The sequence below is a fragment of the Sulfurimonas sp. NWX367 genome, from assembly GCF_039667065.1.
Taxonomy (GTDB): Bacteria; Campylobacterota; Campylobacteria; order Campylobacterales; family Sulfurimonadaceae; genus Sulfurimonas; species Sulfurimonas hydrogeniphila.
Genome location: NZ_JALCZM010000002.1, coordinates 438,755 through 462,833 on the forward strand (window position 1 = coordinate 438,755; position 24,079 = coordinate 462,833).

The window sequence follows — 24,079 nt, forward strand, 5'->3', positions numbered from 1 at the left end:
CATAATACATTTATTATCCTTTTATATGTCGAACTTAATAATTAAATCAGCAGTATCCAAATCGATAGAATTTGCCATTTCAAAAGTCTTGCTGATTACATCCATATTTTTTTGGAGTAACTCTTCTTTTTTCTTAAACTTTTTCTCTATTGCAGAGTCAAGCATAGCTGTACCGCCTGAAGATACAAATGATGTTCCCAGGAATCTCTCTTTTACCGCTGTTTCAATGTTTTCAATACTGACAAGGTTTATAAGTCCAAGCATCATACCCATCATTGCCATATTTGTTGCCAGCTCTGTTCCTGCCGTATCAAGTGCAAGTTTTGTTGCATCAAACTGAACAACAGTAGCTCTTAAGTCTTTTAAAACTTTTACATCATCTTCATCAAGTACATTTACTTCAGAGTTGATGATAATCAAACTGTCAGGCTTAAGACCTGTATAAAACGGCATTGTATAAGACTTACCGTGTGTTACAACCTGTGAGTGGTAAATCATGATAATATCAGGATATACAACTTCACCAACTTCATAAATCGGCTCTGTTGAAGCTCTTACATAAGCCTCAACAGGTGCCATTCTTTTTTCAGAACCAAAAAACGGTACCAAAGATGCATATTGACCTGCATTATCCATTGTTGAACCAAGGATGTGAGCAGTAGTTACAACACCTTGTCCGCCTAATCCGGAAATACGTATGTTATATCTTTTTTTTCTTGTTTTATCAGCCATATTAATTTACCGCCTCTGTTTTTTGAGCTTTTCTTGCCATTCTTGCTGCTTTTTCTTCAGCTTCTACACGTTCGATGACTTCTTTTGCTTCATCAGTCATGTATTCTTCAAATGTAAAACGATCTTTTTCCTGTGCTTTTGCATCAGCAAACACTTCATGCGTAGGAATTGAATATTCGATATTACATGATGTATATGCATGAATAAATGTCGGTCCGACTTCTCTTGCAACAAAGATTGCACGTCTGATAATCTTAGCCGCTTTTTTGATGTTTGTCGGAGACATTCTTACAGTATAGACACAACCGGCTGCTCTGGCAAGCTCTGTTGCCGGCATTTTACCGAAGTCTTTTCCTTTTGGAGCCATTTTAAGAACAGCACCTTTTGGAGACATTCCAGAAGATTGTCCGCCTGTATTTCCATAAACTTCATTGTCAAGCATGATAGTCGTGAATTTTTCGCCACGAATCCATGAGTGCATAGTCATTGAGAATCCGATATCCATAGTACCACCGTCACCGGCAATAGTAATAACATCTTTTGTTTTATCAGGGAAACGTAATCTGAACGCACGTGTCAATCCTGATGCCATAGCATTTTGGTCACCGTAGTTACCATAGATAAACGGTACCGCAGCCTGAGAAATAGCCAAACGGCCACAACCGGCTGTACCCAGTGTTACTGTATCTTCCGGATTTGGAAGTGAAGCAAAAATCAGTCTGATGTAGTATGCCATCCAACAACCAGAACACATCGGATGCTCTTCAACGAGCTCTTTAAACTGCCCCATATTACCTGGTCCGGCTTCTTCTTGTGTTTTTCCAAACGGACCGTAGTCAACTAGCTCTACATAATCTTTTGGTAGATATTTTTTAAATCTCTCTGCCGGAGTTATATATTTTAAACTCATTTTATCTCCTTTTTATAGTTTTAGGTCGTATTCTAAGCCAAGTGAGTTATGAATTTCTTTCATAATCAACTCAACCGGAAGTGTCATACCACCGTATACTCTTGGTCCCTCTGTAACAATTCCGCCATTTGGAATCGCCGCTTTTACTTCTTTACATAACCAGCCGATAATATTGTGTTCAGGGACGATGATAGATTTTGCATTTTTCACTGCATCTCTGATTTCATCAATCGGGAACGGTCTGATAGCTCTTACTTTGATTAAACCGACGCTTAAACCTGCTTCCTGTGCATATCTCCATGCTTCTCTTGCCTGTGCAGCTGCACAGCCAGAAGCGATAAGGAATACTTCAGACTCAGGATTTTTCACTTCAATCGGTCCGCCAAGATATTCATAGATATATTTCATTGCACGTTTGTTTGAATCCCAGATTTCCTGTTGCCATACAGCATGAATCAGGTAAGACATAAAGTTTGACTTTTGAACAGGAGCATCACGCTGGATTCTTGCAGGTGGAGTTTCATTGTCCATCGCAGGAACCGGTGCAGCTACCGGATCAAATTCAATCAGTGCCATATCTTCCGGAGTCATGTCAACATAACCTTTTGCGTGTGTTACGAAGAAACCTTCAGTAGCAACTGCAACAGGAATGTATACATCAACTTTTTCAGCAATAGCAAAGGCTGCCAAAGTGAAGTCAAATGTGTCCTGCTGATTTTCAGCATGTAACATTACGGCACCACAATGCATCATATATGCCATTTCGATATTATCAGGCTGAATAGACAACGGTGCATTGATAACACGTGTTAATATTCCAAGGACAGCCGGAACACGGTGACCTGGCCAAGAAACAATAGCTTCCAAACCGCGAAGCAGTCCCGGTCCTGAAGTAGCTGTAAAAAGACGTACACCCGCTCTTGCAGCACCTGCAATAGCAGACATGGTACCAAGCTCTTCTTCAGCTCTGTAGTACTCTTTAATGTGGCCTTGCGCATATATGTCACCTACAAGGTGCATTACCTCTGACTGTGGTGTAATAGGGTAGGCGATTGCCATATCAACACTTGCTCTTTTAACAGCTTCTGCCATTGCCTGCGCACCTGTGATAAAGTGCTTTTCTCTCGGAGCTTCTTTTAACAGATAGTTAATATCTACTAATGTTTTTTCTAATTTTTTTTCTGGATTTGGACTCATTGATTATCTCCTTTATTCAACTTCAGTAACATGTTCACCTTTTCTTGTCATGATGAGACTTCTGTACTCACCATAATCAGCAGGTGATAATGTAGTCAAATCTTCTTTAGGTAAAGATGGATTTTCAGGTGGTAAAGTAGTTTCCCACTCAATGCCTAGTTTGTTTCTTTCTTCAATCACAATTTCTTTAAATTTGTGAATATCGTCTGCATGAAGGTCTCTGATTGATGCCATAGCCTCTTCATGACCCATATAGGCACATAATGCTACAGTGTAGCAGTCAGTACCTGCACGTATCATTCTAAGAGTAAGATTTGCATAGTGACAGTGTACACCGACAAAAACACACGCTTTGATCTTGTTATCCAAAATCGTCAGGTTAGGGTGATTAGGATTAATCTCCGCCTTCACATCGATTTTTGGATACTTTGGTCTGTAATCCGGCATTGGAATAATTTTACAGTTTGGAATTTCAGACGCCAGCTCTAAAAGCGCTTCTGCTTTTGCAGCTACATCATCTTTCCAGTCCCATAATACTTGTGGACCAGGGAAAATTGTCGGGTTATCTCGAGTCAGCAATGCTCTTGCTGCATCTCTCATAGCCTCTTCTTCACTTACTTTATTTCCATAAAGCAAAGCCTGCCCTTCAGGTGCAAGTTCAACTCCCATATATGGTGCCGATTGAGGCATATACCCAGCCGGACCTTCTGTTACTTTTTTTAACATTGTTACCTCCTTATTTAGTACGAATACGAAAAAGTTTCGATAAATTACATCGAAATGCCCTAACACGCAGTTAAGCTTAGTAACTATATTTTAATCTTAAGACTATCTTCCTTCATCTAGTTGAATTTGCGAATTATTATTATTAGCATTTTATATTATTATTTATAAGATAAGGATTCCAAATAAGCAGGGAAAACAGAGCTCCGCATATAGGAGGCTACAGGGGGTATAATTTCTCTTTGTCTTTACTCTTAAAGTAAACATAAAAAAATTATTTAATTTATCAAGATTAATTTTTTGGAAAAATTCTGTAACTTTTTCGCCTATTTCCCCTGTAGACGCTATTGGAATTTTAGTATCTGCAGGGAGTTAGGAGAGAAAGCATAAAGAAAGGTGTGTAGAATTTACACAGTATAAATTACTTATTTATACTGAATTGGGGAAGAACCAAAAAAGGAAATTTTTGACTGAGTAGTTTTATATCATCTTCTATGCTCTCACCGATAAAGATTAAGAGTGATTTTTCTTTATACTCCGGTAACTCTTCATAGCTGGCATCACCAAAGGAGTAATTGATAAATATAGGATTGGCGACATCAGTCACTTTTACAATACCTTTTGTCCTGTAGATGCTCTTAGGAAGGGCACTGAGGAGCTGGTCTATATCATTAAATGCCACATTGTCTTTGAGATAGGCTACTTTTTGGGTGATAGAGTCTTTGCCGGTATGATCAAGATGCTTGTAGTCTTTTGCCAGGCCGATGACTTCATCTATTTTATAAACGCCTTCAAATACCTCTTTGTTTACCAGACCCTGCTGGGCATAATGAATCATATAGTTGTTAAATACTGTCTCTCCTGTGAGATTGTTTTTAATGTTATACTCTTCTTTAATCTGTATAACCTCTTTTTTTACTTCTTCAAGCTGTGCAGGTGTTACCAAATCGACTTTATTGAGTATGATAATGTTTGAACCGCCCAACTGATACTTTGCGGTAGAGTTCTCTTTGTATGTATCAAAGTTTTTTGTATCGACAACACATATAATGCCCTCTATTGATATACCGAGGTTCTGCAAAGAGAGGAAAATCGGAAAAGGTTCTGATGCACCGGAGGTTTCTACAAAAATTATGTCAGGACTGTATTTGCTGATAATTTCACTCACACCGCTTTCAAATTCCTGTGCCAATTTACAGCAAATGCACCCTTCGGAAATTTCAAGTACCTCACTGTGTACATTTGTAAGAATTTTACTGTCAACTCCTACATCACCAAATTCATTGACAACTATTGCTATTTTCTTATCTTTAAAATATTTTTTGACAGTATTTGTAAGCATGGTAGTTTTACCAACACCTAAAAATCCTGTAATTATAAATGACTGTATGATGGGATCTTCCTTTAATGATATGGAATTATGTTTGTATAGAACAAATTGTTCTGGAGTATTATAGTATATTTTGGAAAAAGTAACTACTGTGTTGAATAACAGTAGTTACATTATGACTATTTTTTTGGAGATTCTAAAATCTGTTCAAATCCGACTTCTTTACACCAATCAACTGTCAAGTCAAATGCTGCTGAAGCAGTATCAAGATTTTTTTGAATAAGTTCTTTCTTTTTCTTGAACTTTTTCTCAATAACCGAGTCAAGTGTAGCCGTACCGCCGGAAGCTGTATATTTTTTCAGGAATCTGTCTTTGATTCCCTCTTCAATAGCCGGCTTGCTTACAGTGCCCAAAGCTCCAAAAAGTGCACCCAGCATTGCCATGTTTGTTGCAAGTTCAGTTCCTGCCATATCAATAGCAAACTGAGTAAAGTCTTTTGTAAGCACTTTTACATTCAAATCACTCAATGTTTTTTTATCATCATCAGTCAAAAGATCTCTGTCACTGTTGATGATTACAAGGCCGTTTTCTTTGATACCGGCATAAAAAGGCATTGTGTATGATTTACCCATAGTAATAACCTGCGGGTGAAAAATCATAATGATATCAGGGTAAATAACTTCCCCTCTGTCATAAATAGGCACTGTCCCTATTCTTGCATAACTTTCAGATGGCGCCATTCTCTTTTCAGCACCAAAAAACGGATTTGATACAGCATAGTAACCTTCTGTATCTGCAGCTGTAGCAGCAATGTGTGCTGCTGTTACCGCGCCTTGGCCGCCAAGGCCAGGCATTCTGATTTTTATTGAATCTTTTGCCATTATATACGCCCTTCTTCTTTACATTTTTTCAAAAATTCTTCTGCTTCTGGTGAAACATGTTTGTAAGATGCAAATCTGTCTTTATCCTGATCTTTCATCTCACCAAGGCCTTCATTTGCACTTAAACCGATTTCAAGAATACACGGTGTGTAAATATTAAGGAAAGTCGGTCCGATTTCTCTTGCAACCAAGATCGCTTCTCTGACTGCTTTGGCAACTGCTTTTGGAGCAGAAGCTGTCATGTTTACAGAGTAGTGACATCCTGAAGTCGTTGCCAATTCCCACATAGGAACTTTGTCAAACTTTTTACCAAGAGGCGCCATTTTAAAGACCTGTCCTTTGGCTGTAGCACCAGACTCCTGTCCTCCGGTATTTGCATAGACTTCATTATCAAAACAGATTGTAGTGATATTTTCCTGTCTAAAGAAAGACTGAAGTGTATAGTCAAGACCGATATCAACAGTAGCACCGTCTCCGGCTAAAACAACAACATCTTTCTCAATATCCGGAAATCTCCAGTCAAGCACTCTTTTGATTCCTGATGCAACCGCATTTTGGTTACCAAAAAGTGAGTGCACAGTATGAAGCGCGATATGCGGGAACATTAAAGATGTACAACCCGTAGAGTTTACAATAATAGTATCTTCCGGTTTTGGCAGTGCAGATAATACATATCTCAGAGCAGCCGCTTCAGGACAACCGGCACAGAGTGAATGCTCTTCAAGCAACTCTTTTGTGTCAGGAAGTTCTTTGATACCACGCGGTTTGTCCATTTTGACTGACCATGTAGCTTTTTCCTCAAGATCTATAATCTCTTGAGGCATAATATCACGAAATTCTGGATTTATTTTATAGATATCTAATGCCATCTTATGCTCCTTTTCCCGGGTTGATTTTTTCCATTACTTCCGCAATAATTGCTTCAGCAGGCATACTCATACCGCCAGCGACTCTCGGTCCGCCGATAATGTCTGCTTCACACTTGTTGTAGAGTTCTTTTCTTACTTCTTTTTCCAGCCATCCGACAACATTGAATTCAGGTACAAATATGTGTTTGATACCTTCAACAGCTGCAAGAAGTTCTTTCGCAGGGAAAGGTCTGATTGTTCTTAGCTTGATAACTTTTGTTTTGATACCAAGTTTCATAAGCTCTCTGTGTGCTTCTTTTGCCTGGTTTGATGCCGTTCCGCATGTTACGAATGCAATTTCTGCATCATCTTCACCGGTAATGTGAATAAGACCTTTCAAGTAATGCTCTGCATAAGGGCGTGAACGCTCTACCGCTGATCGTACTTCCCACTGCCAAGAAGCGTGTGTTGCATACGAAATATAGTTAGACTTCATTACAAATGGATCTCTTAAGAAACGTCCCGGAGGTGTTTCAGAATCAATCGGAGGCAACGGAGCTCTGTACGGATCATACGGCTCTAATGCTATATCATCAGCCGGAAGCATAACTGCCTCTCTTGTGTGTGATACAAAGAAACCGTCAACAACTGTAATAATCGGAACATGTACATCAGGCTTTTCAGCTACTGTAAATGCTGCAATTGACATATCGAAAAGTTCTTGAACATTTTCAGCATACCAAATCATACATCCGGTTTCAAGCATAAAAGAAACTTCCAGGTTGTCAGGTTGAATAGTCAGTGGCGAGTTAATACCGCGAGCCATTAAAACCAGTTGACAGGGGATTCTTGTTCCAGACCACTGAGGAAAGTTTTCCATCGCTCTGAGTGTTCCCGGTCCGGAAGTTGTTGTCACTGTTCTGGCGCCTGCCATTGCACAGCCTGCAACTTCAGACATTACACCAAATTCGTTTTCCCCTCTAAAATAAGTACCGACATACCCTTCAGCCCATAATTCACCGATAAGGTGTGCTGCTTCTGACTGCGGTGTAATTGGGTAGGATACCGAGGCATCTACCGTACATCTTTTCATTGCTTCTTTTAAAACTTCAGAACCAGTCATGAAGTGTTTCTCTCTAGGAGCTTCGAAAAGCAAATAGTCTGTTGAAACTAATTTTTGTCCAGACCAGTTGTGTGTGTTTGTCATATCACTTCGTTTACTCATTGTTTTATACTCCCAACTCTGATTTAACTTCTTTAGCTATTTTGATGAACTTTTCAAGATCAGAAGCATGTTGGTCTCTAATAGTAGCCATTGCATCTTCATGTCCGGATAAAGCACACATTGCTATAGTGTAACAGTCTGTTTCTGCTCTAACAATCTTTAATGCAACATTTGCATAATGACAGTGAACACCGATAAAAATTGCTGCTTTGATTTTGTTTTCCCAAATCGTCAAGTTTGGATGATTTGGATTGATCTCAACTTCAGCATCAATTTTTGGATATTTTGGTCTGTAGTCATACATTGGAATCATGTTCGCATTCAGAACTTCTGCCATCTCTTTGATAAGAGTTGCTTTTCTTTTTGCTTCATCGCTCCATGCGTAAAGTACTTGTGGACCGGGGAAAATTGTTGCATTTTCTTTTGTCAACATCTGTTTTGCAATTTCTCTCATTGCCGTTTCTTCATCTACCACATCTTCTAATAAAAGTGCTTTTCCTTCTGGTGGTGTTATTACACCTTCATACGTAGCCGCAGGATATGGTGAATAATACGCAGGACCTTGGTTTGCCATAAGTTCTCCTATGATTTTTTTATTTTACTCTATTTTTTACTTAAATCTAAAACTTAGACTTAGACTGCTTCAACGTTAGGCATTTCCATCGTAATACAATCACGATTGAGCATATCAGTACATACGTATACACATAATGCACACCCTTTACATCTGTCTACATCAACCCAAGATGTATTTCCGCTTTTATCGAACATGAGTGTATTTGCTTCCGGGCAATACAGAGTACATGTATTACACTTGTACTCTGCACACATGTCAGCATTAACTTTTGCTACATAATACATTTTTTCTCCTATAAATGACTTAAACATAAAATACCAGTCTATTGAAAATTCAATCAATTCTAAGTATCTTTATCAATTTTGCGGCATCAAAAAATATAGAAATATACTTTTTATCAGCAACATTTTATGTTTTCAGTTGGGAGTTTACTTGGAAAGTCCTTTAAATTCTCTTTAATTTATGAGATAAATATTTTTTGTAAAACAATAAACCTGCACAAATAAGTTGTTTTGCCGGGTCTTATGCTACTTTTTGAAGCAATGAGGATATATTGGTGTTACAATATGTAGCACTTAGGATAGCCAGATTATCTCAAATGGCTGTATAGTGAGATTTAACCTAAATATTAGCTGTAGTAATCTGTGACTGATTCTATTTTTAGCCGAGCTTAAAAGTTATAATGTTTAAATTGCTGCCATATAAACAAAAAGGGGTTCCATATGGTTCAGGTTAATAGTATTATAGATCCGTCAGCACTTAATGATGTGTTGCATGGCTTAGAAGATGAGGGAATACAGGGTGTTACTGTAACAAGAGTATTAGGAAAAGGTTGCTGGGACGGTACAGAAACCGAATTGACAGAAAAGGTAATGGTTATTGTTATAGTTCCCAACAAGATATATAAAGACAAAGCAATGGAGGCTATTCGTGCAAATGCACAGGATATAGATCACGGTGCAGGAAAAATCTGGGTCGTGCCTGTGTTGGAGGTTGAACGTATCCGTACAGGTGAAAGAGATTTGGATGCTCTGCAAAAGACTATAGTGAAAAACAAAAAAAGATCGAATGATATTGATTTAGATGCTTTTAGTGCTATTGATACACCGGCGAGCTAAATATCTGCATTAGAAAACAGGAGTTTTAATGGAAAAAATTATACTGCTCATTCCGGGTATTCCTATTGTAATAGCATTTTTGCTGATTTTTGTGAAGAAAAAAGAGTTTATTCCGAAAATCAGTCTTATTTTGTCGAGTATGATAGCCTTGCTCGGACTGTACGGAGCGTATTATGTCATAAGTAATGATACACAAATCAAGGGATTTGGCGGATTGCTTATATATAATCAGCTTTCAGCTGTTTTGGTACCCTATGTTGCAATTCTTGGTCTCGTCATTCGTAAATATGCTACGAAATACATGTGGGACGAAGCAGGGTATAAAAGATTTTTCATTCTTTTGAACTTTATTTTTGCGTCAATATATTTACTGGTTATGAGTAACAATCTGATTGTTTTGGCTCTGGCATGGCAACTGATGAGTATCGGTCTGTATTTGCTTGTTTCATTTAATGTCGGTTCAAAAACAGCTGTAAAAAATGCAAGATGGACTATGTACATACATAAAGGTGCCGATCTGGTTTTTTTACTGGCCGTGATACTGACCTATAAAACATTTCAGAGTCTGGACCTTGCAACATTGAGCGAAAAGTGGCTTCTTATGTCCAAGGGTCCGGTTGAAGATCCTGTGATCTTTGTTATAGGACTGCTTTTCTTGATTGCCGCGATGATGAAATCGGCAATAGTGCCGTTTCATATCTGGCTGCCTTACACTTCAGAAGCACCAACTCCTGTATCGGGATTGATGCATGCCGGTGTTGTCAATGTTGGCGGTATACTGCTCAATAAGCTTGCTTACCTGTTGATGCTGACTCCGGGTGTGCTTAATATTGCTTTTGGCGTAGGCCTTTTTACGGCAATATTTGCATCGGCTTTAATGCTGGTAGTCTCAGATATCAAGCGTTCTCTTGGATACTCTACCGTAGGACAGATGGGGTATATGATCATGGAAATCGGTTTGGGTGCATTTTCACTTGCCATCTATCATCTTATTGTGCATGGTATATTCAAGGCAACACTTTTCCTGGAATCAGGCGCTTTGATCAAATATGCCCGGCATGATCCTAATATACCCGAACGCCTCTCCTATAAAGTATTTTGGGAGGATAAAACAGGCAACAGGAGCAACAGACTCTTTTATCTTATTGCAATTTTTACCATTTTGCCTGTTCTGGCTTTTATAGGTGTGAAAATGGTATTGAGCGAAGAGTTCTTTGAATTTAATGCGGCTATTGTTATACTGGCCTTTGCCTGGTTGACAGGAACACAGCTTTTCCTGTCATTCTTTAAAGTGTCAAAATCTGACTCGATACAAGTCATTCTGGCACTTGTCAGTACATTTGTTCTGATTTTGTTTACCTATGAGTTTATCGGTCTGACACTTGAGCATTTTTTATATGGTGAGGATGCCTTACTCTTTTACAAAGCGGCAACACTGAATGTGACGATGGCAAGTTCCATGGTTATGCTGGCTGTCATTATGACCATTGGCTGGCTCTTTATGTATAAACAGCATTTTGTGGAAATTCCGAATGCCGACATAAAACCAAACAAAATGAAGTGGCTTTTTTACAAACTGCTGGCAAAAGAAGGGTTCTATTTTGAAATATTTAAGCGTTCTAAAAAAGGGAGACTATGATATCTAGTATTTTATTATTTGTATTGGCTGCAGGATTTCCTTATTATATTTTCCTGGAAAAAAGCAAGAAGATTGGCAGTAAAGGTATCTTTTTATTGAGCGGATTTTTGCTTTTATGTGCAATTGTTCTCTCTTTTTTTATAGTAAATGAACATCCGACTTCACTTGTCATGATATCTTTTTTCAGTGCATTGTATACTATATACAGGGCTACAAAAACAACAAATTTTTATAAACTCGGATACTATTTTGTTTTTATAAATGCTCCGTTTTTTATGCTTTTTGAAGACAAGGGAGCCTTTTACAGTCTCTCTTTGCTGGTTTCTCTTCTTGGGATCTATTTTATAGGAAGGTTTTATGAAAAAAATTACGGCAGTGCAAATTATCTTGCCGTAAGAGGCATAACACTTGCCACACCTTATCTGAGCATCTATATCACTGTGTATCTGCTTTGTATAGCTCTCTATCCTCCCTTTCCCAATTCGCTCTTTTTTTTGAATTATCTCTTTACGGGGGAACCGTTTGGGCTTTGGTCTATAGTTGTTATAACGCTTTTTATAGGAAACTTTTTCTTGGCTATGAGAGTTATGGAAAAGTCACTTTTTGGAAAGCCGAATTTAAATATTCACTATGTGGATTTAACTTTTAGAGAAAAACTGTTGCATTTATCTGTTGTTACAGTCTTACTCGGACTGAGTATATATGGACTGAAGGAGCTGCTTTTATGAGTACAATCATGCAAAAACTTGATGCTGTCAAATCAACGGTACCCCATTACTGGCCAATCGGTGCATTTATTCATCACAACCCTTTAAAAGGTTTTGAACATCTCCATTTTAAAGAGGGAGTGGCCAAGGCGCAGAGTATCTTTGGCGGGAATGTTTACATGCAGCCGTCGTATTATCTGAATCTTTACAAAGAAGGCAAAATCAATTCTGATTTGCTCGAAGCAAACTTAAAAGAGATACTCAAAAGTGACGGATTGCAAGAACATTATGATCTGGCAAAAAAATGTCTGATAGAAGTCAATCCGAAATGGAACAGTCTTAGAAGCACTGCAGATTTAAACGAACATGAAATTGATGAAGATCTGTTGGCATATCTTGATGAAAAGTTTTTCTATCACAATAAAGAAAAGTGGATAGAAAAACTGACAAAGCATATGACACTCTATGAGATCAATGATATTCTTTTTGATCGTGATGACAAAGAGATGATAGAAAAAGATATTATTGAGTATATCACCAGGTTTTTGGATGAGGAACAGACAACCATCACTATGCCAAACAGAGAACTGGGAATGTTTGAAACATTCAAACTGTATGAAAACTTTGACTATGCCAAGGATTCCGAATCTTTTGTGAATGAAGCGCTACAAAAACTGAAAGTGAAAAATGTCGAGCAGTATCTGCTCGCGCATATTTTAAAACTGCACGGATGGGCCGGATTTATAAAGTACCGTTCCGAGGATCCTGACTATTTTTCACAGCAGGAGTATCCGTCATCACTGATGGACTATATGGCTATCAGACTCTATTTTGAACTTGCCTACCTTCAGCACAGACAAATCAAGAACTTTGAATTGCTGGACTCTTTTGTGCAAAAAAACAGTGCCTGTGTCATTTTGAAAATACTGCAGGCAAAAGGGGATCTGCCCGGCAAATATATAGATGCTATACAGGAACATCAAAATTATGAGCAGATTTTGGAAAACTATGTGCAGGATGAACTCAAACTTGATGCCAAACAGGTACACCTCTCAAGTGCCCAGCTGAACAATAAAGAGATTGCCTTGACAGAGTTGGCAAAAATCATGGAAACATTACGCTCCCATGAAGGATATATCTGGCTGAAGTCCCTTGAAGACAGCTATATTCATGCTTTTATTGATGAGATGAAACTGACTCAAACAGCTAATGGGCAGAGGCCTCTGGCTTCTGCCACATTTTGTCTGGACGTGCGTTCGGAACTGATGAGAAGATCTCTTGAGAGCAGAGGCAGTTATGTAACATACGGGGCAGGAGGTTTTTTAGGTTTTCCTATTGCCTTTGTGGAGTTTGACAAGGCGCATGAACAGTTTTTATGTCCGGCGGTGGTAAAACCCGGCAATATTATATTTGAACTGCCAAAAGAAGCGCATGAAGAGTACAGTTCGAAAAAAATTATGAACAAAACTACGAAAAAAGTTTTAAGTGATCTGAAAAACAATCCTTATACTCCTTATATAATGGTAGAGGCAATCGGCTGGATCTTCGGAATAAACCTTTTTGGAAAAACATTTTCTCCAAGAAAAACAAACAGGTTTTTGTCCGGCTTTAAGGCACAAAAACCTAAAACCACATATACTCTGGACAAACTCTCAGATCAAGAGATAGAAATGTATGTCAATAAAATGCACAGATATGTGATTGTAGAAGCTTTGAAAAACAGTGCATCGCAGGAGTACACGGCAGAAGAGATTCAGGCCATTCGCGATCATTTGGTTTTTGAAGAAGAGTTGTCACTGGATATTCCAAAAGAGTTGCTGGAAAAACTGCGCACAAAGTATAAAATAACACGAAAAGATTATGAGTATCAGAAGAACAAACTCAAAATGGTCGGATTTACTCTTGAAGAGAAAGTGCAATACCTCTACAGCTTTTTGATGATGATAGGCCAGGTGGATAATTTTGCCGAGTTCGTCATTCTCTGTGGACACCAAAGTGTTTCGGACAACAATCCGTTTGAGTCGGCACTTGACTGTGGCGCATGTGGCGGGAGCAGCAGTTTGCCAAACAACAGAGCTCTTTGTATGATAGCCAACTCGCAAGATGTAAGAGAGGCCATAGCCAAAAAAGGGATTGTCATTCCTGATGATGTTAAATTTATGCCGGCTTTACATGTAACGAGTACAGATGAGATAAAGTTTTATGATACAGACATCCTAACGCAAGAAGAGATGACAAAATTTACAAAAGTTATGAAGGATTTTGAAGAAGCTTCAAAAATTTCGCGTCAGGAGAGAATCACCCAGTTGCCGTATACAAATAGCCAGGAAGATATCATTGTAAAATCAATGGACTGGTCAGAACCAAGGCCGGAGTGGGGATTGGCAGGAAATATGGGTGTTTTTGCCGGTCCAAGAAGTTCTATAAAACATATGGCATTTAAAAACAGACTCTTTATGCACTCGTATGAGGCTTCTTTGGATAATGAAAATGCGGATATTCTGACAAAAATTTTCAACGGACCTCTTATTGTAGGCGAGTGGATCAACATGGAACACTATTTTTCTACAGTAGACAATGCCGTTTATGGGGCAGGTTCCAAAGTCTACCACAATATTGTTGCCAAAGTCGGGGTTTTTAACGGTAATTACGGTGACCTTAAAATAGGACTTCCTACGCAATCTGTTATGCTGGAGGGTAAAGCCTATCATGAACCTGTCAGATTGCTTACGTATATGGAAGCTCCTTTGGAAGCAGTGGGCAAGGCGGTTGAAAATTCGGTGGCCAAAGAGTTTATTTTAAATGAGTGGATACGACCTGTTATCATTGACAAAAAAGCGAAGAAGGTATATTCGTATGAATCAGGTGATTTTAAAGTTATAAAAGAGTTTTAATAGTATGTTTTCTTAACCATACTTTTAAGCGCAAAGTGATATAAACAGAGATTACTCTATACAAAGGAAATATTAATGTATACAATAGAAATTGACAAAGAATGCAGTTGCTTTAAAAAAAGCGGATTTGAAAACAATATGACATTTGATTCAAGAGAAGACATGATCAACAAGGCAAGAGTGTTAGAGTGTCGTATGAATCAAGAGTTTTGCATGAAACACTTTTTTCAGGCTGTAGATTACGGTGACAAAATCATCATTCACAGTACTGTAAGACCTGTGGAAGACGAAGATGAAGATATCGAGGATGCAAGAGACCTGGTGCAAAGAAGCGGTGTAACCATCGGATTTGACGCAAGTGAAAGCACACCAAACGGAAAAGAAAACTGCAGAACTCCAAGTTCTGATTTTTAAAGCCAGGCATCTTTTTTGGAACCGGTACTTCAGTGCCGGCTGTTGCAATAGTCCTGCCACTCTCAGCCGGCACTGAAGTACCGGTTCCGAGAACTGCCGGCTGAGAGTGCCAGGAAAAGCAGTAACAGTCGGCACTCCAGAAAAAAATTTAGTTTTTCTCACAAGTCATGCTTTAGCATAGAAAGTACCAATTCCGAAATATTGCTTATTTTTCTTTTGCTATACTTACAAAAAAAGTGAGTGAAATTTGATGCAGGATTATCTTATTGTCTTTATTGTGCTGTATATGCTTTTGGAGTTTTATGAAGTGCAGTGGCAAAAGGCTGGGACACTTATGGACATGTTGGCACGGATGTACCGCTATTATCATAAAAATGTTCTTCTTTTTCTGATTATGCACCCGACCTTTTATTTTGCCGTCTGGTTTTTGTTTTATACCCACTATAATCCCTATGCTTTGGCATTACTCTCTTTTAAAACTGCTGATATTGTAAGTAAAATTATTATGATTGATCAGGTTTTTATAAAAAAAGAGATATCAAAAGAGTTTGCCCAGGTATTGCTGACTCCCATAGGACCGTATTTGCCGTATGCAGGGCTTTTGCTTTATCCGTTTTTTATCTATATGGCTTTTGCATGAATCTGCAACAAAGATACTGCTCAAAATATTAAGTTTTACATATTACTGCAAAGTTAATTGTAGAAGTTGGACCGCATCTTTTTTCTTCAAAGGTTTGGAAAAAATATACCCTTGTATATAGGTAGCGCCAAACTCCTGCACAAGCTGCTGCTGTTCTTTGTCCTCGACCCCCTCTACAATAGTGCACATTCCCAAATTTTCAGCCAACGCTATTGTGGATTTCACAATAATATAGTCTTTTCTGTTTGTGCATATTTCGTCTATGAATGATTTGTCTATTTTTACTTTGTTTATTGGCAGATTTTTCAGGTAGGCCAAAGACGAGTATCCTGTCCCGTAGTCATCCAAAGAGATATCGATGCCCAAAGACTGAATCTGTGTCAGCTGTTGCACGGCCTCTTGTATATTGTTCATAATAGCACTTTCTGTAATTTCAAGCTCTATATGTCCACCGTCTATCCATTGTTTGTCAATATAAGTCTGTATATGCTCAAGCAGATTATGTTCTTTGAAATGCTGCGCAGATATATTTACCGCAATCGTAAATTTGTTGCAGATTTGGTTTAATTCTTTGCATACCGTGTTGATTTCCCGGAATATCCATTGTGTTATATCTATTATAATTTCGCTCTCTTCAGCAACAGGGATAAAATGGTCAGGCCGGATAAAACCTTTTTTTGGATGGTTCCACCGGATGAGTGCTTCAAATCCGGCAATGCTCCTACCGTCTACAGTGAATTTTGGCTGGTAATAAAGTTCAAACTCATTGTTTTTAAGTGCTGTTTTGAGTTCATGCCTTATAAGCATTTTTTTCACAGCCTCTTCCTGCATTCGTGCTTGAAATATTGTACACCTGTTTTTTCCCTCTTTCTTTGAACGAAAAAGTGCAATATCGACAGCTGCCAAAAGTTCTTTTGTGTTGCTCCCGTCACCCGGATAGAGTGCAATACCGTTGCTGACACTTACATTAATGATGTGCTTGTCAATAAAGAGCTCTTGTTTTGAAAAATCATTGATTTTGCAGCCTATCTCAAGCGCATCTTCCGGTTTTGTAATATCATAGGCCAGGATTGCAAACTCATCGCCGCCGAGCCTTGCGATAATGTCTTCTTCGCGGAGGGTATCTTGCAAATACTGAGCAAATTTTTGAATGACGATGTCTCCGGCATGGTAGCCTATGGTTTCATTGATCTCTTTAAAATTGTCTATATCCGCAAAGAACAGTGCAAAATGCTCTTTTTTTCTTTTTTTGATCAGTTTGTTTAAAATGCGTATAAAGTAGTTTCTGTTTGCCAATCCGGTCAAAGCGTCATAATAAGCGAGCTGTTCAACCTCTTTTTGTTTCGCGATTAAGTCGGTGATATCCTGGCTCATTGCCACATAGTTGGTAATACTTCCTGTTTTTGGCTCCTTTAAGGCCCAGATTTTTTGCCAGACAACATAGTCTGTGCCGTCTTTTCTCCTATCGATGATTTTTCCCTGGAAATTTCCAAATGTATGAATTTTATACCACATGTCGGCATAATATTCATCACTCATGAGATTTGATTTGATGATCTCTTCGGGTTTTTTTCCGATGACTTCATCGCGTGTGAACTGACTGATTCTTTCAAATGCAGGATTGACAAAAATAATATTTTTCTTTGCATCGGTAATAAGTATGGCATCATTGCTGTACTCGATAACGCGGGCTATGATTTCAGACTCCTTGGCTATATTTGTAATTTGCTCAAGCAGGTCATCAATATAAAGGGATTTTACCCTGCTTTGCTTCCTGTTGAAAGTCGATGTTATATCATAAATTTTGTGCAGTTTTATTAAAAAATGCTTATAGTAAAGATAAAATAAAAGTATAATGATAAACAACAAAAAGAAAAAGACAGCAAGCAACTCTTGAAAAATCTCTTTTTCTTTTTGTAGGATCAGAGTATGCAGATCATACAGCATTAGCAGATAGCCATAGTCATCAATTCTGATTGTCACATCTATACTTTGGCCTAAAAGATGGATAGAAAAATCATAGAAATTTTTTATTTCTTTTTCGTAATGCTGCAGCCTTTTTGCAGAAAAAACTTCTTGGAGTTTTTTGCCAATATCCTGCTTGCGACTGGCATAGAGTATTCTTTCATCTGCCGAGACGAGCATAATATATTTGATATTGGACTGGAGAGACAACTGAAAAATACCCTTTTGGAGTGCATCTTCCTTTTTGTTTGCAGGGAATTCATCTATAAGTGTTTTGAACATATACGACTCTTCTTTTGCCTTGTTGAGATAACTTGTCAGAATTGCCTCTTTACTTTTTGAAACTGTGTACTCAAAAAAACCGAACATGCATAGAGATAGCAGAACTATAGCGGTAATCGGATAGAGAAGAGTTGCTGAGAGTTTATACATATGAGGCCTTTTCCTGTAACTGCTGAATAATTTTCAACTGTCTTTTTGATATAAAAGGGGTGAGTGTACTCTTAATGCTTGGCGTATTTTTTAAATGTATGATGAGTTTAAACTTGTTGTCTACGGGCATGATTTTATCAACCGTTCCTAAGAAGTTCTCTTCTGATTCAAAGAAGCGAACACGCATTGTTAATTCCGAATCAATATGGATATCATAAAGAGTCTGAACATATACAACAAAAGTCGTAAGGGACACAGTATGCAGTTCTTCCGGAATTTGTGCTTTTTGTGACTGCAGCACTATTTCTATGGGGTTTTCTATACGTACATGTATATTTCTCCGATCCAGTGCAGAGTACTGTGCAGATTGAAAGTTTTCCAGAACTACTTGGCTGTTTTTTACATCCACATATTTTACATATGCCTTGAAATTTGGTTTTTTTGGCATGGTAATGTACATTTTGTCGTTTATCTGCAGTGCTGCAGCAGCTATTTTTCGAATGCTGAGCGTCATTTCATTGTGTGTCAGATGTATGATTTTTGCAGTGGACTGCAAGGGTATTTCCATATAGTAGTTTGTGACAGACAGGCTCTTTCCTTTGTCATAATAAGTTTTCATCAATGCTAAGAATACATGCTGTTCTTCTAAGTGTTTTTGCTTTTCTGCCTGGAAAGCGGCGTCATCTGTAATTGATTTTTGCGGAGAATTCTGAATACTGTTGAGCAGAATTTCTCCTCGTTCTATAATACTTTTTGAAGTATCTTTATCATGCAGGAGTATAAGGGCTGCATTTGTTTGTATCTCTTTTGCATCAACATTTGCGTGAAGGGCAGTATCAATACTCTCTAAAAGCTGATTGGCATTTTGAAGTGTGAGTGTATCTGACAAAAGAGCAAAATGGCTGCTGCCGATACGTGCTGAGTCTATAGGATACTCTGTCTGTATCACATTGGCGACTTCTTGAATAATGTGCTCACTCTCTTGCTGTGTATGGTATTTACTGTATTGGCTGAAGCCTTTGAGCGAGAGCATGAGAATTTTTAAATTACTGTTTGGCAGCTTTGCAAGTTTTTGAGCAATCATCTCCTCAAATCCCCGTAAATTATCCAACCCTGTCAGATCATCTTTGTAGACAAGTTTTTTCAGGACATTGATTTGTTTTTGTTGTGCTGTAATATTCTCAAGAGTAAAAACAAAATTGTTTTCTTCTTCTACCCGGGTTACATGCAGTTGCATAACTACCATCTGCTGTGTCAGGTGGTCAAAAAGGCGTACTTCGCATTTACCTTTGTACTCTTGTATAATTTTTTCTATCCAAGCCTCATAATCCTTTACTCTGAAAAAAGAGTTGTGGCAGTTGCTGTCGCTAATGAAATCCAAGGCAGAGGGAAATTTTGTTTTGTACTCTTTGAGGTCTCTGACACCTGCTGTTTTGTAGAGTGCTTTGTTGGCAATATAAATTTCATTATTGTGCAGTTTAAAAATGATATTGTTTTGTGCATCAAGAATAACCTGCAAACGTTTCAGATATCTTTTGAGCTGCAACTCTTTTTGTTGTGTGACATAATGTGCATACTTGCCGCGACTGAAGTTTTTCATAACCCCTGCAAGATTTGTATCAAATATTTTCAAAAGAGACATCATCAGAGCAACATTGTTTGGAGTCTCAGCAGACTGCTGGAACAGATGCTTAAAAACAGTACTGCGAAGGGTAACACAGAGGATAAAAATCTCATCTGCAGTAATATTGTTCTTGAGCATCAAATCGACAAATTTATTCATACTCGGACAGTTTTGCATCTCTTTTTTTGCCTGCATAACATCAACCGCATGGGAAAGAATAGCTGTTGCAAAATTTTTGGAAAATTTTTGGCGATTTATTTTGTGCTGTGTAAATATAGAGAGAATCTTTGGATCATTCAGCCATTGTTCAATCACAGATGCACTGTGTTGTGTGAGCCAGGCTCCAATTTCGTATAGATTGTGCATGCGATTGTTGGTAACTCCATCTGTAAAACTTCAATTATCAGACATTGTACAATTTGATGAATTAATTAAATATTAATTAGCCAGTTCAGGAACATATAGAGAAGAAATAATAATTTTTTGTTATACTTTTAGTAAAAAAACCACAAAGGCATATTCCATGTTCGGACAAACAGCATCAGTAGTATGAAGATAAAAAATATTTTTATTGAGGTTTTGCATATTCCGTTGAAGACCCCTTTTGTTACCGCGCTGCGACGGGTGGAAAATGTTGAGTTTATACGGCTAAGGATTACATGTGACAATGGTCTGTTCGCTTACGGTGAAGCGCCTGCCACCAAAGCAGTGACAGGAGAAGACCTGCAAAGCATTGCAAATGCGATTGGCGGGTTGCAAGATGCCTTGCTTGGCCTGACGCCGGGTGAGGCTTTACATGTAATCCATGGCAGTACAATGGGTTCGAGTGCAAAAGCCGCTCTTGATATGGCAGTTGTCTCTTTGCTGGCACAACAGAATAATCAGACACTGTTACAGTATCTCGGTACAAAAGATTTTTCTCCGATTTTTACCGATATTACTGTCAGTCTCAATGATGCAGACATAATGCTCTCAGATGCGAAAAAAGCTTTTGACAATGGATTTCATATTTTAAAAGTAAAGCTTGGCAGTGATCTGGAGCATGCTGTTGCAGTTACAAAAATGATTACTGAAACGCTTGTAGATGCAGAGGTGCTCATAGATGCCAATCAGGCGTGGAATCTTGAACAGTCACTGTACTATGTTGAGGCGGTAGCGGGATTACATGTAAGCCTGATTGAACAGCCTGTAGTTGCAGATGATTTACAGAGCCTCAAAACAATAACCCAAAAAAGCACTGTTCCCATTCTTGCGGATGAAGCGGTATTTACTCTTGAGGATGTAAAAAAAGTGTATGAAGAGGGCTGTGCAAATATGATAAATGTCAAACTGATGAAGTGCGGCGGTGTGAGCAGGGCACAGGAGATTTTGGAATATGCCAGATCCAACAACATAGAGTGTATGCTGGGGTCTATGCTGGAGGGACCTGTCTCCATACATGCGGCTCTTTGTCTTGCCTTTGCATACAGAGATGTTGTAAAGTATGTAGACTTGGACTCTCCTTTATTGTATAAAGATACGCCTGAGATTTTGGGAGAATTTGGTATAATACGCAACACAATACAGAGTCTTGCAGGTTCGAACATTTATAAAGGTTGAGAAATGAAATATGATTTTTCCGGGGTTTTAGAGGGTGATTCGGAGCTGATTTATACCGAACTCAGAGACAGATATTTAACCTGTATAGAATCATATGCCTGTGAGCAGGTGATAAAAAAGTTTTATCTGCGAATTATTAATTTATTTCATCAGTCATTCACTTCGAATGATATAAATACTCTCTACAAAGAGCTGGCAATGTATAAAATTTCGATGAATGTTCCCTACATTATTATGACCAACGAAATATACGGGCTGAAAAACCTTTTGTTATCCAGAATTGCGCAAAATATTGAGAGTAATAAAATTTTGAATCTCATATCCCTGTTTAAAGAGATAAACAATGGTGTTGCCTATATCTATCTCTCAAGATATACACAGGAAATTTATACGGTCAATAACAATCGGCTCAGTTCTTTATCTGATCTTTTGGACAAAGACATTATCATAAAACACTATGAAGCGCATCTAAAATGGCTGAATGAGTTGGCAAAACATATTAACAGTTTTGACAAAAATGATTTTCCCGAACTTGACGGGATGCAGTGTGACTTTGGGCTGTGGCTAAACAATCATGCAAAAAAAATCATCCAAAACAATTCAAAGCTTGATGTTTTGACACGGTTGCATAATGATTTGCATATGTTTGCAAAGAAAATATTTGTAAATTTAACAACATCGGAGTATCATGTACTTATCTCCTATTTGGAAAAATGTGAGCTTATCTCTTTGAACATCGGTACAGAGTTGGCACTTATTGACAATATCGAGATGAATAAAAAAATGACCAAGGACAATCTGACAGGTGCGCTCAATCGAAATTCCCTGGAACTGATATTTAAAACCCAGTATGAACTCTCTTATGCCACAGAGAACTCTTTTGTTCTGGCAATGTGCGATTTGGATTATTTTAAAAAAATAAATGATACCTACGGGCATGTCGCCGGAGATAAAATGTTGCATTTTTTTGTTGCAATTGTGAAAAAACATATCAGAACTTCTGATATTGTCATCCGATACGGAGGCGAAGAGTTTATGATAATTCTCTCAGCCATACAAAAAGAGGCAGGTTTCAAAGTATTGGAAAAGATACGCCAGGCTTTTGAAGCCGCGGTACTTGAAGCGGATGGACAAAAGTTACAGGCCACTGTAAGCATGGGGGCTATGTGGATTAAGCCTGATAAAATATACAGGCATACCCTGCTTGACGAATATGTAATGATTGTGGATAAGATGCTTTACTGTGCCAAAGAGAACGGAAGAAACACGATTGAGGCTATTTAGAGACAACAAATCTCAGCCAGACAAAGCCCAAAAAACCTGCAAGCAATGAGGCCAGCAGTATTCCTGTTTTTGCCTGAAAAATCAGTGTGCTGTTGCCTGCAAAGGCCAAATCAGCGACAAAAATACTCATCGTAAAACCAATACCGCCCAAAATGGCAACACCAAACAGCTGACTCATGCTGCTGTTATGCGGCAGTCTGGCAATGCCGAGCTTCACACTCAGGTAAGAAACCCCGAATATACCAATGACCTTGCCCAGCAGAAGCCCAGATACTATACCCAGGGAGACAGGATTGGCTAGACTTTGACTAAATGATGTAAAATCCAAACTGACACCGGCATTTGCAAGTGCAAAAAGAGGAATGACAAAGAGTCCTATGGGAAGGTGAAGCGCATGCTCAAGCCTCAAAGCAGGAGAACTTACCAAGTCAATTCTGTCTTTGAGGTTTTGCAAAAGGGCTCTTTGTTTTTCATGCATTGTGTGATCGGTGGCAATGGGATAGTTGTCATATTCGTCAAGCAGATTTTTGGTATGTGTTGTAAAATCCAAAGGAGTATAGCTGGGCTTGGAGGGAATTGCAAAAGCGGCAATAACACCGGCAATTGTCGCATGGATACCTGATTCGAGCATAAACAGCCACATAAAAATGCCTACAATGAGATAGGGCAAAAGCATGTGAATGCCAAAACGGTTAAAGGCCACCATAATGAAAAATGACAAACCTGCCAGAAAAAGAGGGAGAATATGAATTTGTTCGGTGTAAAAAAGTGCAATAACTACAACGGCCCCAAGATCATCTACAATAGCAAGCGCAATCAGGAATGTAACAAGTGCCGGAGAAATTCTGCGTCCTAAAATCACCAAGGCACTGATGGCAAATGCTATGTCTGTGGCCATTGGTATGCCCCAGCCGTTTGCACCGGGACCGTCTGTGTTGATGCTCATATATATGAGTGCAGGAAAAACCATACCGCCGACAGCTGCAAAAATAGGCAAAATGGCAACTTTGATATTTGAGAGTTCTCCGATGAGAATTTCCCGTTTGATTTCAAGTCCTATCAAAAAGAAAAAGAAGGTCATCAGTCCGTCATTTATCCAATGGCTGAGTGACTGTGAAAGTTTCCATGAACCTATAGAAACAGATATGGGCGTATGAAATATATCATAATAGAGTCCGGAAAAAGGTGAGTTGGCAAGGATAAGAGCAAGAATAGTTGTAAAAAATAAAATAAGTCCCGTAGTTGTTTGTGCATGAATGAAATTTTCCAAAGGAGTGGAAATTTTTTCAAAAGCTTTTTCCCACGGTGCGTATAACTTCATTTGCCATTCCTTAAATATC

Annotated in this window: 20 protein-coding genes; 8 read left to right on the top strand and 12 right to left on the bottom strand. The window is 38.4% G+C overall.

Going from position 1 to position 24,079, the window contains the following annotated elements; translation table 11 throughout:
* Nucleotides 1-21: 21 nt before the first annotated feature.
* From MNY28_RS06885 to MNY28_RS06925, 9 genes are all read right to left on the bottom strand, one after another.
* Nucleotides 22-732 (bottom strand): 2-oxoacid:acceptor oxidoreductase family protein, encoded by a 711-nt coding sequence (locus MNY28_RS06885; RefSeq protein ID WP_151901052.1) that lies wholly within the window; start codon nt 730-732, stop codon nt 22-24.
* Nucleotide 733: 1 nt separating this feature from the next.
* Nucleotides 734-1,642 (bottom strand): thiamine pyrophosphate-dependent enzyme, encoded by a 909-nt coding sequence (locus tag MNY28_RS06890; RefSeq protein WP_346389313.1) that lies wholly within the window; start codon nt 1,640-1,642, stop codon nt 734-736.
* A gap of 12 nt (nt 1,643-1,654) precedes the next feature.
* The gene (locus MNY28_RS06895) at nt 1,655-2,839 is read right to left on the bottom strand and encodes a transketolase C-terminal domain-containing protein (RefSeq protein WP_346389314.1); all 1,185 of its coding nucleotides are present in this window, start codon (nt 2,837-2,839) and stop codon (nt 1,655-1,657) included.
* Nucleotides 2,840-2,851: 12 nt separating this feature from the next.
* The gene (locus MNY28_RS06900) at nt 2,852-3,529 is read right to left on the bottom strand and encodes a carbon monoxide dehydrogenase beta subunit family protein (protein ID WP_346389315.1); all 678 of its coding nucleotides are present in this window, start codon (nt 3,527-3,529) and stop codon (nt 2,852-2,854) included.
* Between the two features lie 454 nt (nt 3,530-3,983).
* Complete coding sequence (locus tag MNY28_RS06905; protein ID WP_346389571.1) at nt 3,984-4,976, bottom strand: GTP-binding protein; 993 nt, start codon at nt 4,974-4,976, stop codon at nt 3,984-3,986.
* A 95-nt stretch (nt 4,977-5,071) separates the two neighbouring features.
* The gene (locus MNY28_RS06910) at nt 5,072-5,773 is read right to left on the bottom strand and encodes a 2-oxoacid:acceptor oxidoreductase family protein (RefSeq protein WP_346389316.1); all 702 of its coding nucleotides are present in this window, start codon (nt 5,771-5,773) and stop codon (nt 5,072-5,074) included.
* The gene (locus MNY28_RS06915; protein WP_346389317.1) at nt 5,773-6,642 is read right to left on the bottom strand and encodes a thiamine pyrophosphate-dependent enzyme; all 870 of its coding nucleotides are present in this window, start codon (nt 6,640-6,642) and stop codon (nt 5,773-5,775) included. The genes MNY28_RS06910 and MNY28_RS06915 overlap by 1 nt, the downstream gene beginning before the upstream one ends.
* 1 nt (nt 6,643) lies before the next feature.
* Nucleotides 6,644-7,846, bottom strand: a complete 1,203-nt coding sequence (locus MNY28_RS06920) for a transketolase C-terminal domain-containing protein (RefSeq protein ID WP_346389318.1) — start codon at nt 7,844-7,846, stop codon at nt 6,644-6,646.
* 4 nt (nt 7,847-7,850) lie between these two features.
* Nucleotides 7,851-8,420, bottom strand: a complete 570-nt coding sequence (locus MNY28_RS06925; RefSeq protein WP_151901043.1) for a carbon monoxide dehydrogenase beta subunit family protein — start codon at nt 8,418-8,420, stop codon at nt 7,851-7,853.
* A 725-nt stretch (nt 8,421-9,145) separates the two neighbouring features.
* Here MNY28_RS06925 and MNY28_RS06930 point away from each other — a divergent pair.
* The 6 genes from MNY28_RS06930 to MNY28_RS06955 all read left to right on the top strand — a co-directional run bounded on the left by MNY28_RS06930 (nt 9,146) and on the right by MNY28_RS06955 (nt 15,835).
* A complete protein-coding gene (locus tag MNY28_RS06930; RefSeq protein WP_151901041.1) occupies nt 9,146-9,541 on the top strand; it encodes a P-II family nitrogen regulator in 396 nt (131 codons plus the stop codon).
* Between the two features lie 28 nt (nt 9,542-9,569).
* On the top strand, nt 9,570-11,180 hold the full coding sequence (locus MNY28_RS06935; RefSeq protein ID WP_346389319.1) for a proton-conducting transporter membrane subunit: 1,611 nt from the start codon (nt 9,570-9,572) through the stop codon (nt 11,178-11,180).
* Entirely contained in the window at nt 11,177-11,908 is a 732-nt protein-coding gene (locus tag MNY28_RS06940) for a hypothetical protein (protein ID WP_346389320.1), read from the top strand. The genes MNY28_RS06935 and MNY28_RS06940 overlap by 4 nt, the downstream gene beginning before the upstream one ends.
* Nucleotides 11,905-14,781 (top strand): putative inorganic carbon transporter subunit DabA, encoded by a 2,877-nt coding sequence (locus MNY28_RS06945; protein ID WP_346389321.1) that lies wholly within the window; start codon nt 11,905-11,907, stop codon nt 14,779-14,781. Before MNY28_RS06940 ends, MNY28_RS06945 begins: the two co-directional genes overlap by 4 nt.
* Nucleotides 14,782-14,856: 75 nt before the next feature.
* Nucleotides 14,857-15,195 (top strand): hypothetical protein, encoded by a 339-nt coding sequence (locus MNY28_RS06950; RefSeq protein ID WP_346389322.1) that lies wholly within the window; start codon nt 14,857-14,859, stop codon nt 15,193-15,195.
* A gap of 250 nt (nt 15,196-15,445) precedes the next feature.
* Nucleotides 15,446-15,835, top strand: coding sequence for a hypothetical protein (locus MNY28_RS06955; protein ID WP_346389323.1), 390 nt, complete (start codon nt 15,446-15,448; stop codon nt 15,833-15,835).
* A gap of 42 nt (nt 15,836-15,877) precedes the next feature.
* Here the strand turns inward: MNY28_RS06955 and MNY28_RS06960 are convergent, their stop codons facing one another.
* Nucleotides 15,878-18,169 carry an EAL domain-containing protein gene (locus MNY28_RS06960; protein ID WP_346389324.1) on the bottom strand — a complete coding sequence of 764 codons (2,292 nt, stop codon included), beginning with the start codon at nt 18,167-18,169 and terminating at the stop codon, nt 15,878-15,880.
* A 55-nt stretch (nt 18,170-18,224) separates the two neighbouring features.
* A complete protein-coding gene (locus MNY28_RS06965; RefSeq protein WP_346389325.1) occupies nt 18,225-20,222 on the bottom strand; it encodes a GGDEF domain-containing protein in 1,998 nt (665 codons plus the stop codon).
* Nucleotides 20,223-20,405: 183 nt separating this feature from the next.
* Between MNY28_RS06965 and MNY28_RS06970 the strand changes: the two genes are divergently transcribed.
* Nucleotides 20,406-21,455, top strand: a complete 1,050-nt coding sequence (locus MNY28_RS06970; protein ID WP_346389326.1) for a dipeptide epimerase — start codon at nt 20,406-20,408, stop codon at nt 21,453-21,455.
* Between the two features lie 3 nt (nt 21,456-21,458).
* Complete coding sequence (locus MNY28_RS06975) at nt 21,459-22,739, top strand: sensor domain-containing diguanylate cyclase (RefSeq protein WP_346389327.1); 1,281 nt, start codon at nt 21,459-21,461, stop codon at nt 22,737-22,739.
* On the opposite strand, the gene nhaA is transcribed toward MNY28_RS06975, so the two are convergent.
* The gene (nhaA, locus tag MNY28_RS06980) at nt 22,732-24,060 is read right to left on the bottom strand and encodes a Na+/H+ antiporter NhaA (RefSeq protein ID WP_151901033.1); all 1,329 of its coding nucleotides are present in this window, start codon (nt 24,058-24,060) and stop codon (nt 22,732-22,734) included. The two genes, MNY28_RS06975 and nhaA, sit on opposite strands and share 8 nt — an antisense overlap.
* Between the last annotated feature and the right edge of the window lie 19 nt (nt 24,061-24,079).

Excerpts from the sequence above, each read along its gene's own strand:
- MNY28_RS06900 (WP_346389315.1), bottom strand. The coding sequence starts at position 3,529 with ATGCCTCAATCGGCACCATATATGGGAGTTGAACTTGCACCTGAAGGG.
- MNY28_RS06890 (WP_346389313.1), bottom strand. The coding sequence starts at position 1,642 with ATGAGTTTAAAATATATAACTCCGGCAGAGAGATTTAAAAAATATCTA.
- MNY28_RS06885 (WP_151901052.1), bottom strand. The coding sequence starts at position 732 with ATGGCTGATAAAACAAGAAAAAAAAGATATAACATACGTATTTCCGGA.
- MNY28_RS06945 (WP_346389321.1), top strand. The coding sequence starts at position 11,905 with ATGAGTACAATCATGCAAAAACTTGATGCTGTCAAATCAACGGTACCC.
- MNY28_RS06965 (WP_346389325.1), bottom strand. The coding sequence starts at position 20,222 with ATGCACAATCTATACGAAATTGGAGCCTGGCTCACACAACACAGTGCA.
- MNY28_RS06975 (WP_346389327.1), top strand. The coding sequence starts at position 21,459 with ATGAAATATGATTTTTCCGGGGTTTTAGAGGGTGATTCGGAGCTGATT.
- MNY28_RS06920 (WP_346389318.1), bottom strand. The coding sequence starts at position 7,846 with ATGAGTAAACGAAGTGATATGACAAACACACACAACTGGTCTGGACAA.
- nhaA (WP_151901033.1), bottom strand. The coding sequence starts at position 24,060 with ATGAAGTTATACGCACCGTGGGAAAAAGCTTTTGAAAAAATTTCCACT.
- MNY28_RS06955 (WP_346389323.1), top strand. The coding sequence starts at position 15,446 with ATGCAGGATTATCTTATTGTCTTTATTGTGCTGTATATGCTTTTGGAG.
- MNY28_RS06910 (WP_346389316.1), bottom strand. The coding sequence starts at position 5,773 with ATGGCAAAAGATTCAATAAAAATCAGAATGCCTGGCCTTGGCGGCCAA.
- MNY28_RS06925 (WP_151901043.1), bottom strand. The coding sequence starts at position 8,420 with ATGGCAAACCAAGGTCCTGCGTATTATTCACCATATCCTGCGGCTACG.
- MNY28_RS06915 (WP_346389317.1), bottom strand. The coding sequence starts at position 6,642 with ATGGCATTAGATATCTATAAAATAAATCCAGAATTTCGTGATATTATG.
- MNY28_RS06950 (WP_346389322.1), top strand. The coding sequence starts at position 14,857 with ATGTATACAATAGAAATTGACAAAGAATGCAGTTGCTTTAAAAAAAGC.
- MNY28_RS06940 (WP_346389320.1), top strand. The coding sequence starts at position 11,177 with ATGATATCTAGTATTTTATTATTTGTATTGGCTGCAGGATTTCCTTAT.
- MNY28_RS06970 (WP_346389326.1), top strand. The coding sequence starts at position 20,406 with ATGAAGATAAAAAATATTTTTATTGAGGTTTTGCATATTCCGTTGAAG.
- MNY28_RS06895 (WP_346389314.1), bottom strand. The coding sequence starts at position 2,839 with ATGAGTCCAAATCCAGAAAAAAAATTAGAAAAAACATTAGTAGATATT.
- MNY28_RS06935 (WP_346389319.1), top strand. The coding sequence starts at position 9,570 with ATGGAAAAAATTATACTGCTCATTCCGGGTATTCCTATTGTAATAGCA.
- MNY28_RS06960 (WP_346389324.1), bottom strand. The coding sequence starts at position 18,169 with ATGTTCGGTTTTTTTGAGTACACAGTTTCAAAAAGTAAAGAGGCAATT.
- MNY28_RS06930 (WP_151901041.1), top strand. The coding sequence starts at position 9,146 with ATGGTTCAGGTTAATAGTATTATAGATCCGTCAGCACTTAATGATGTG.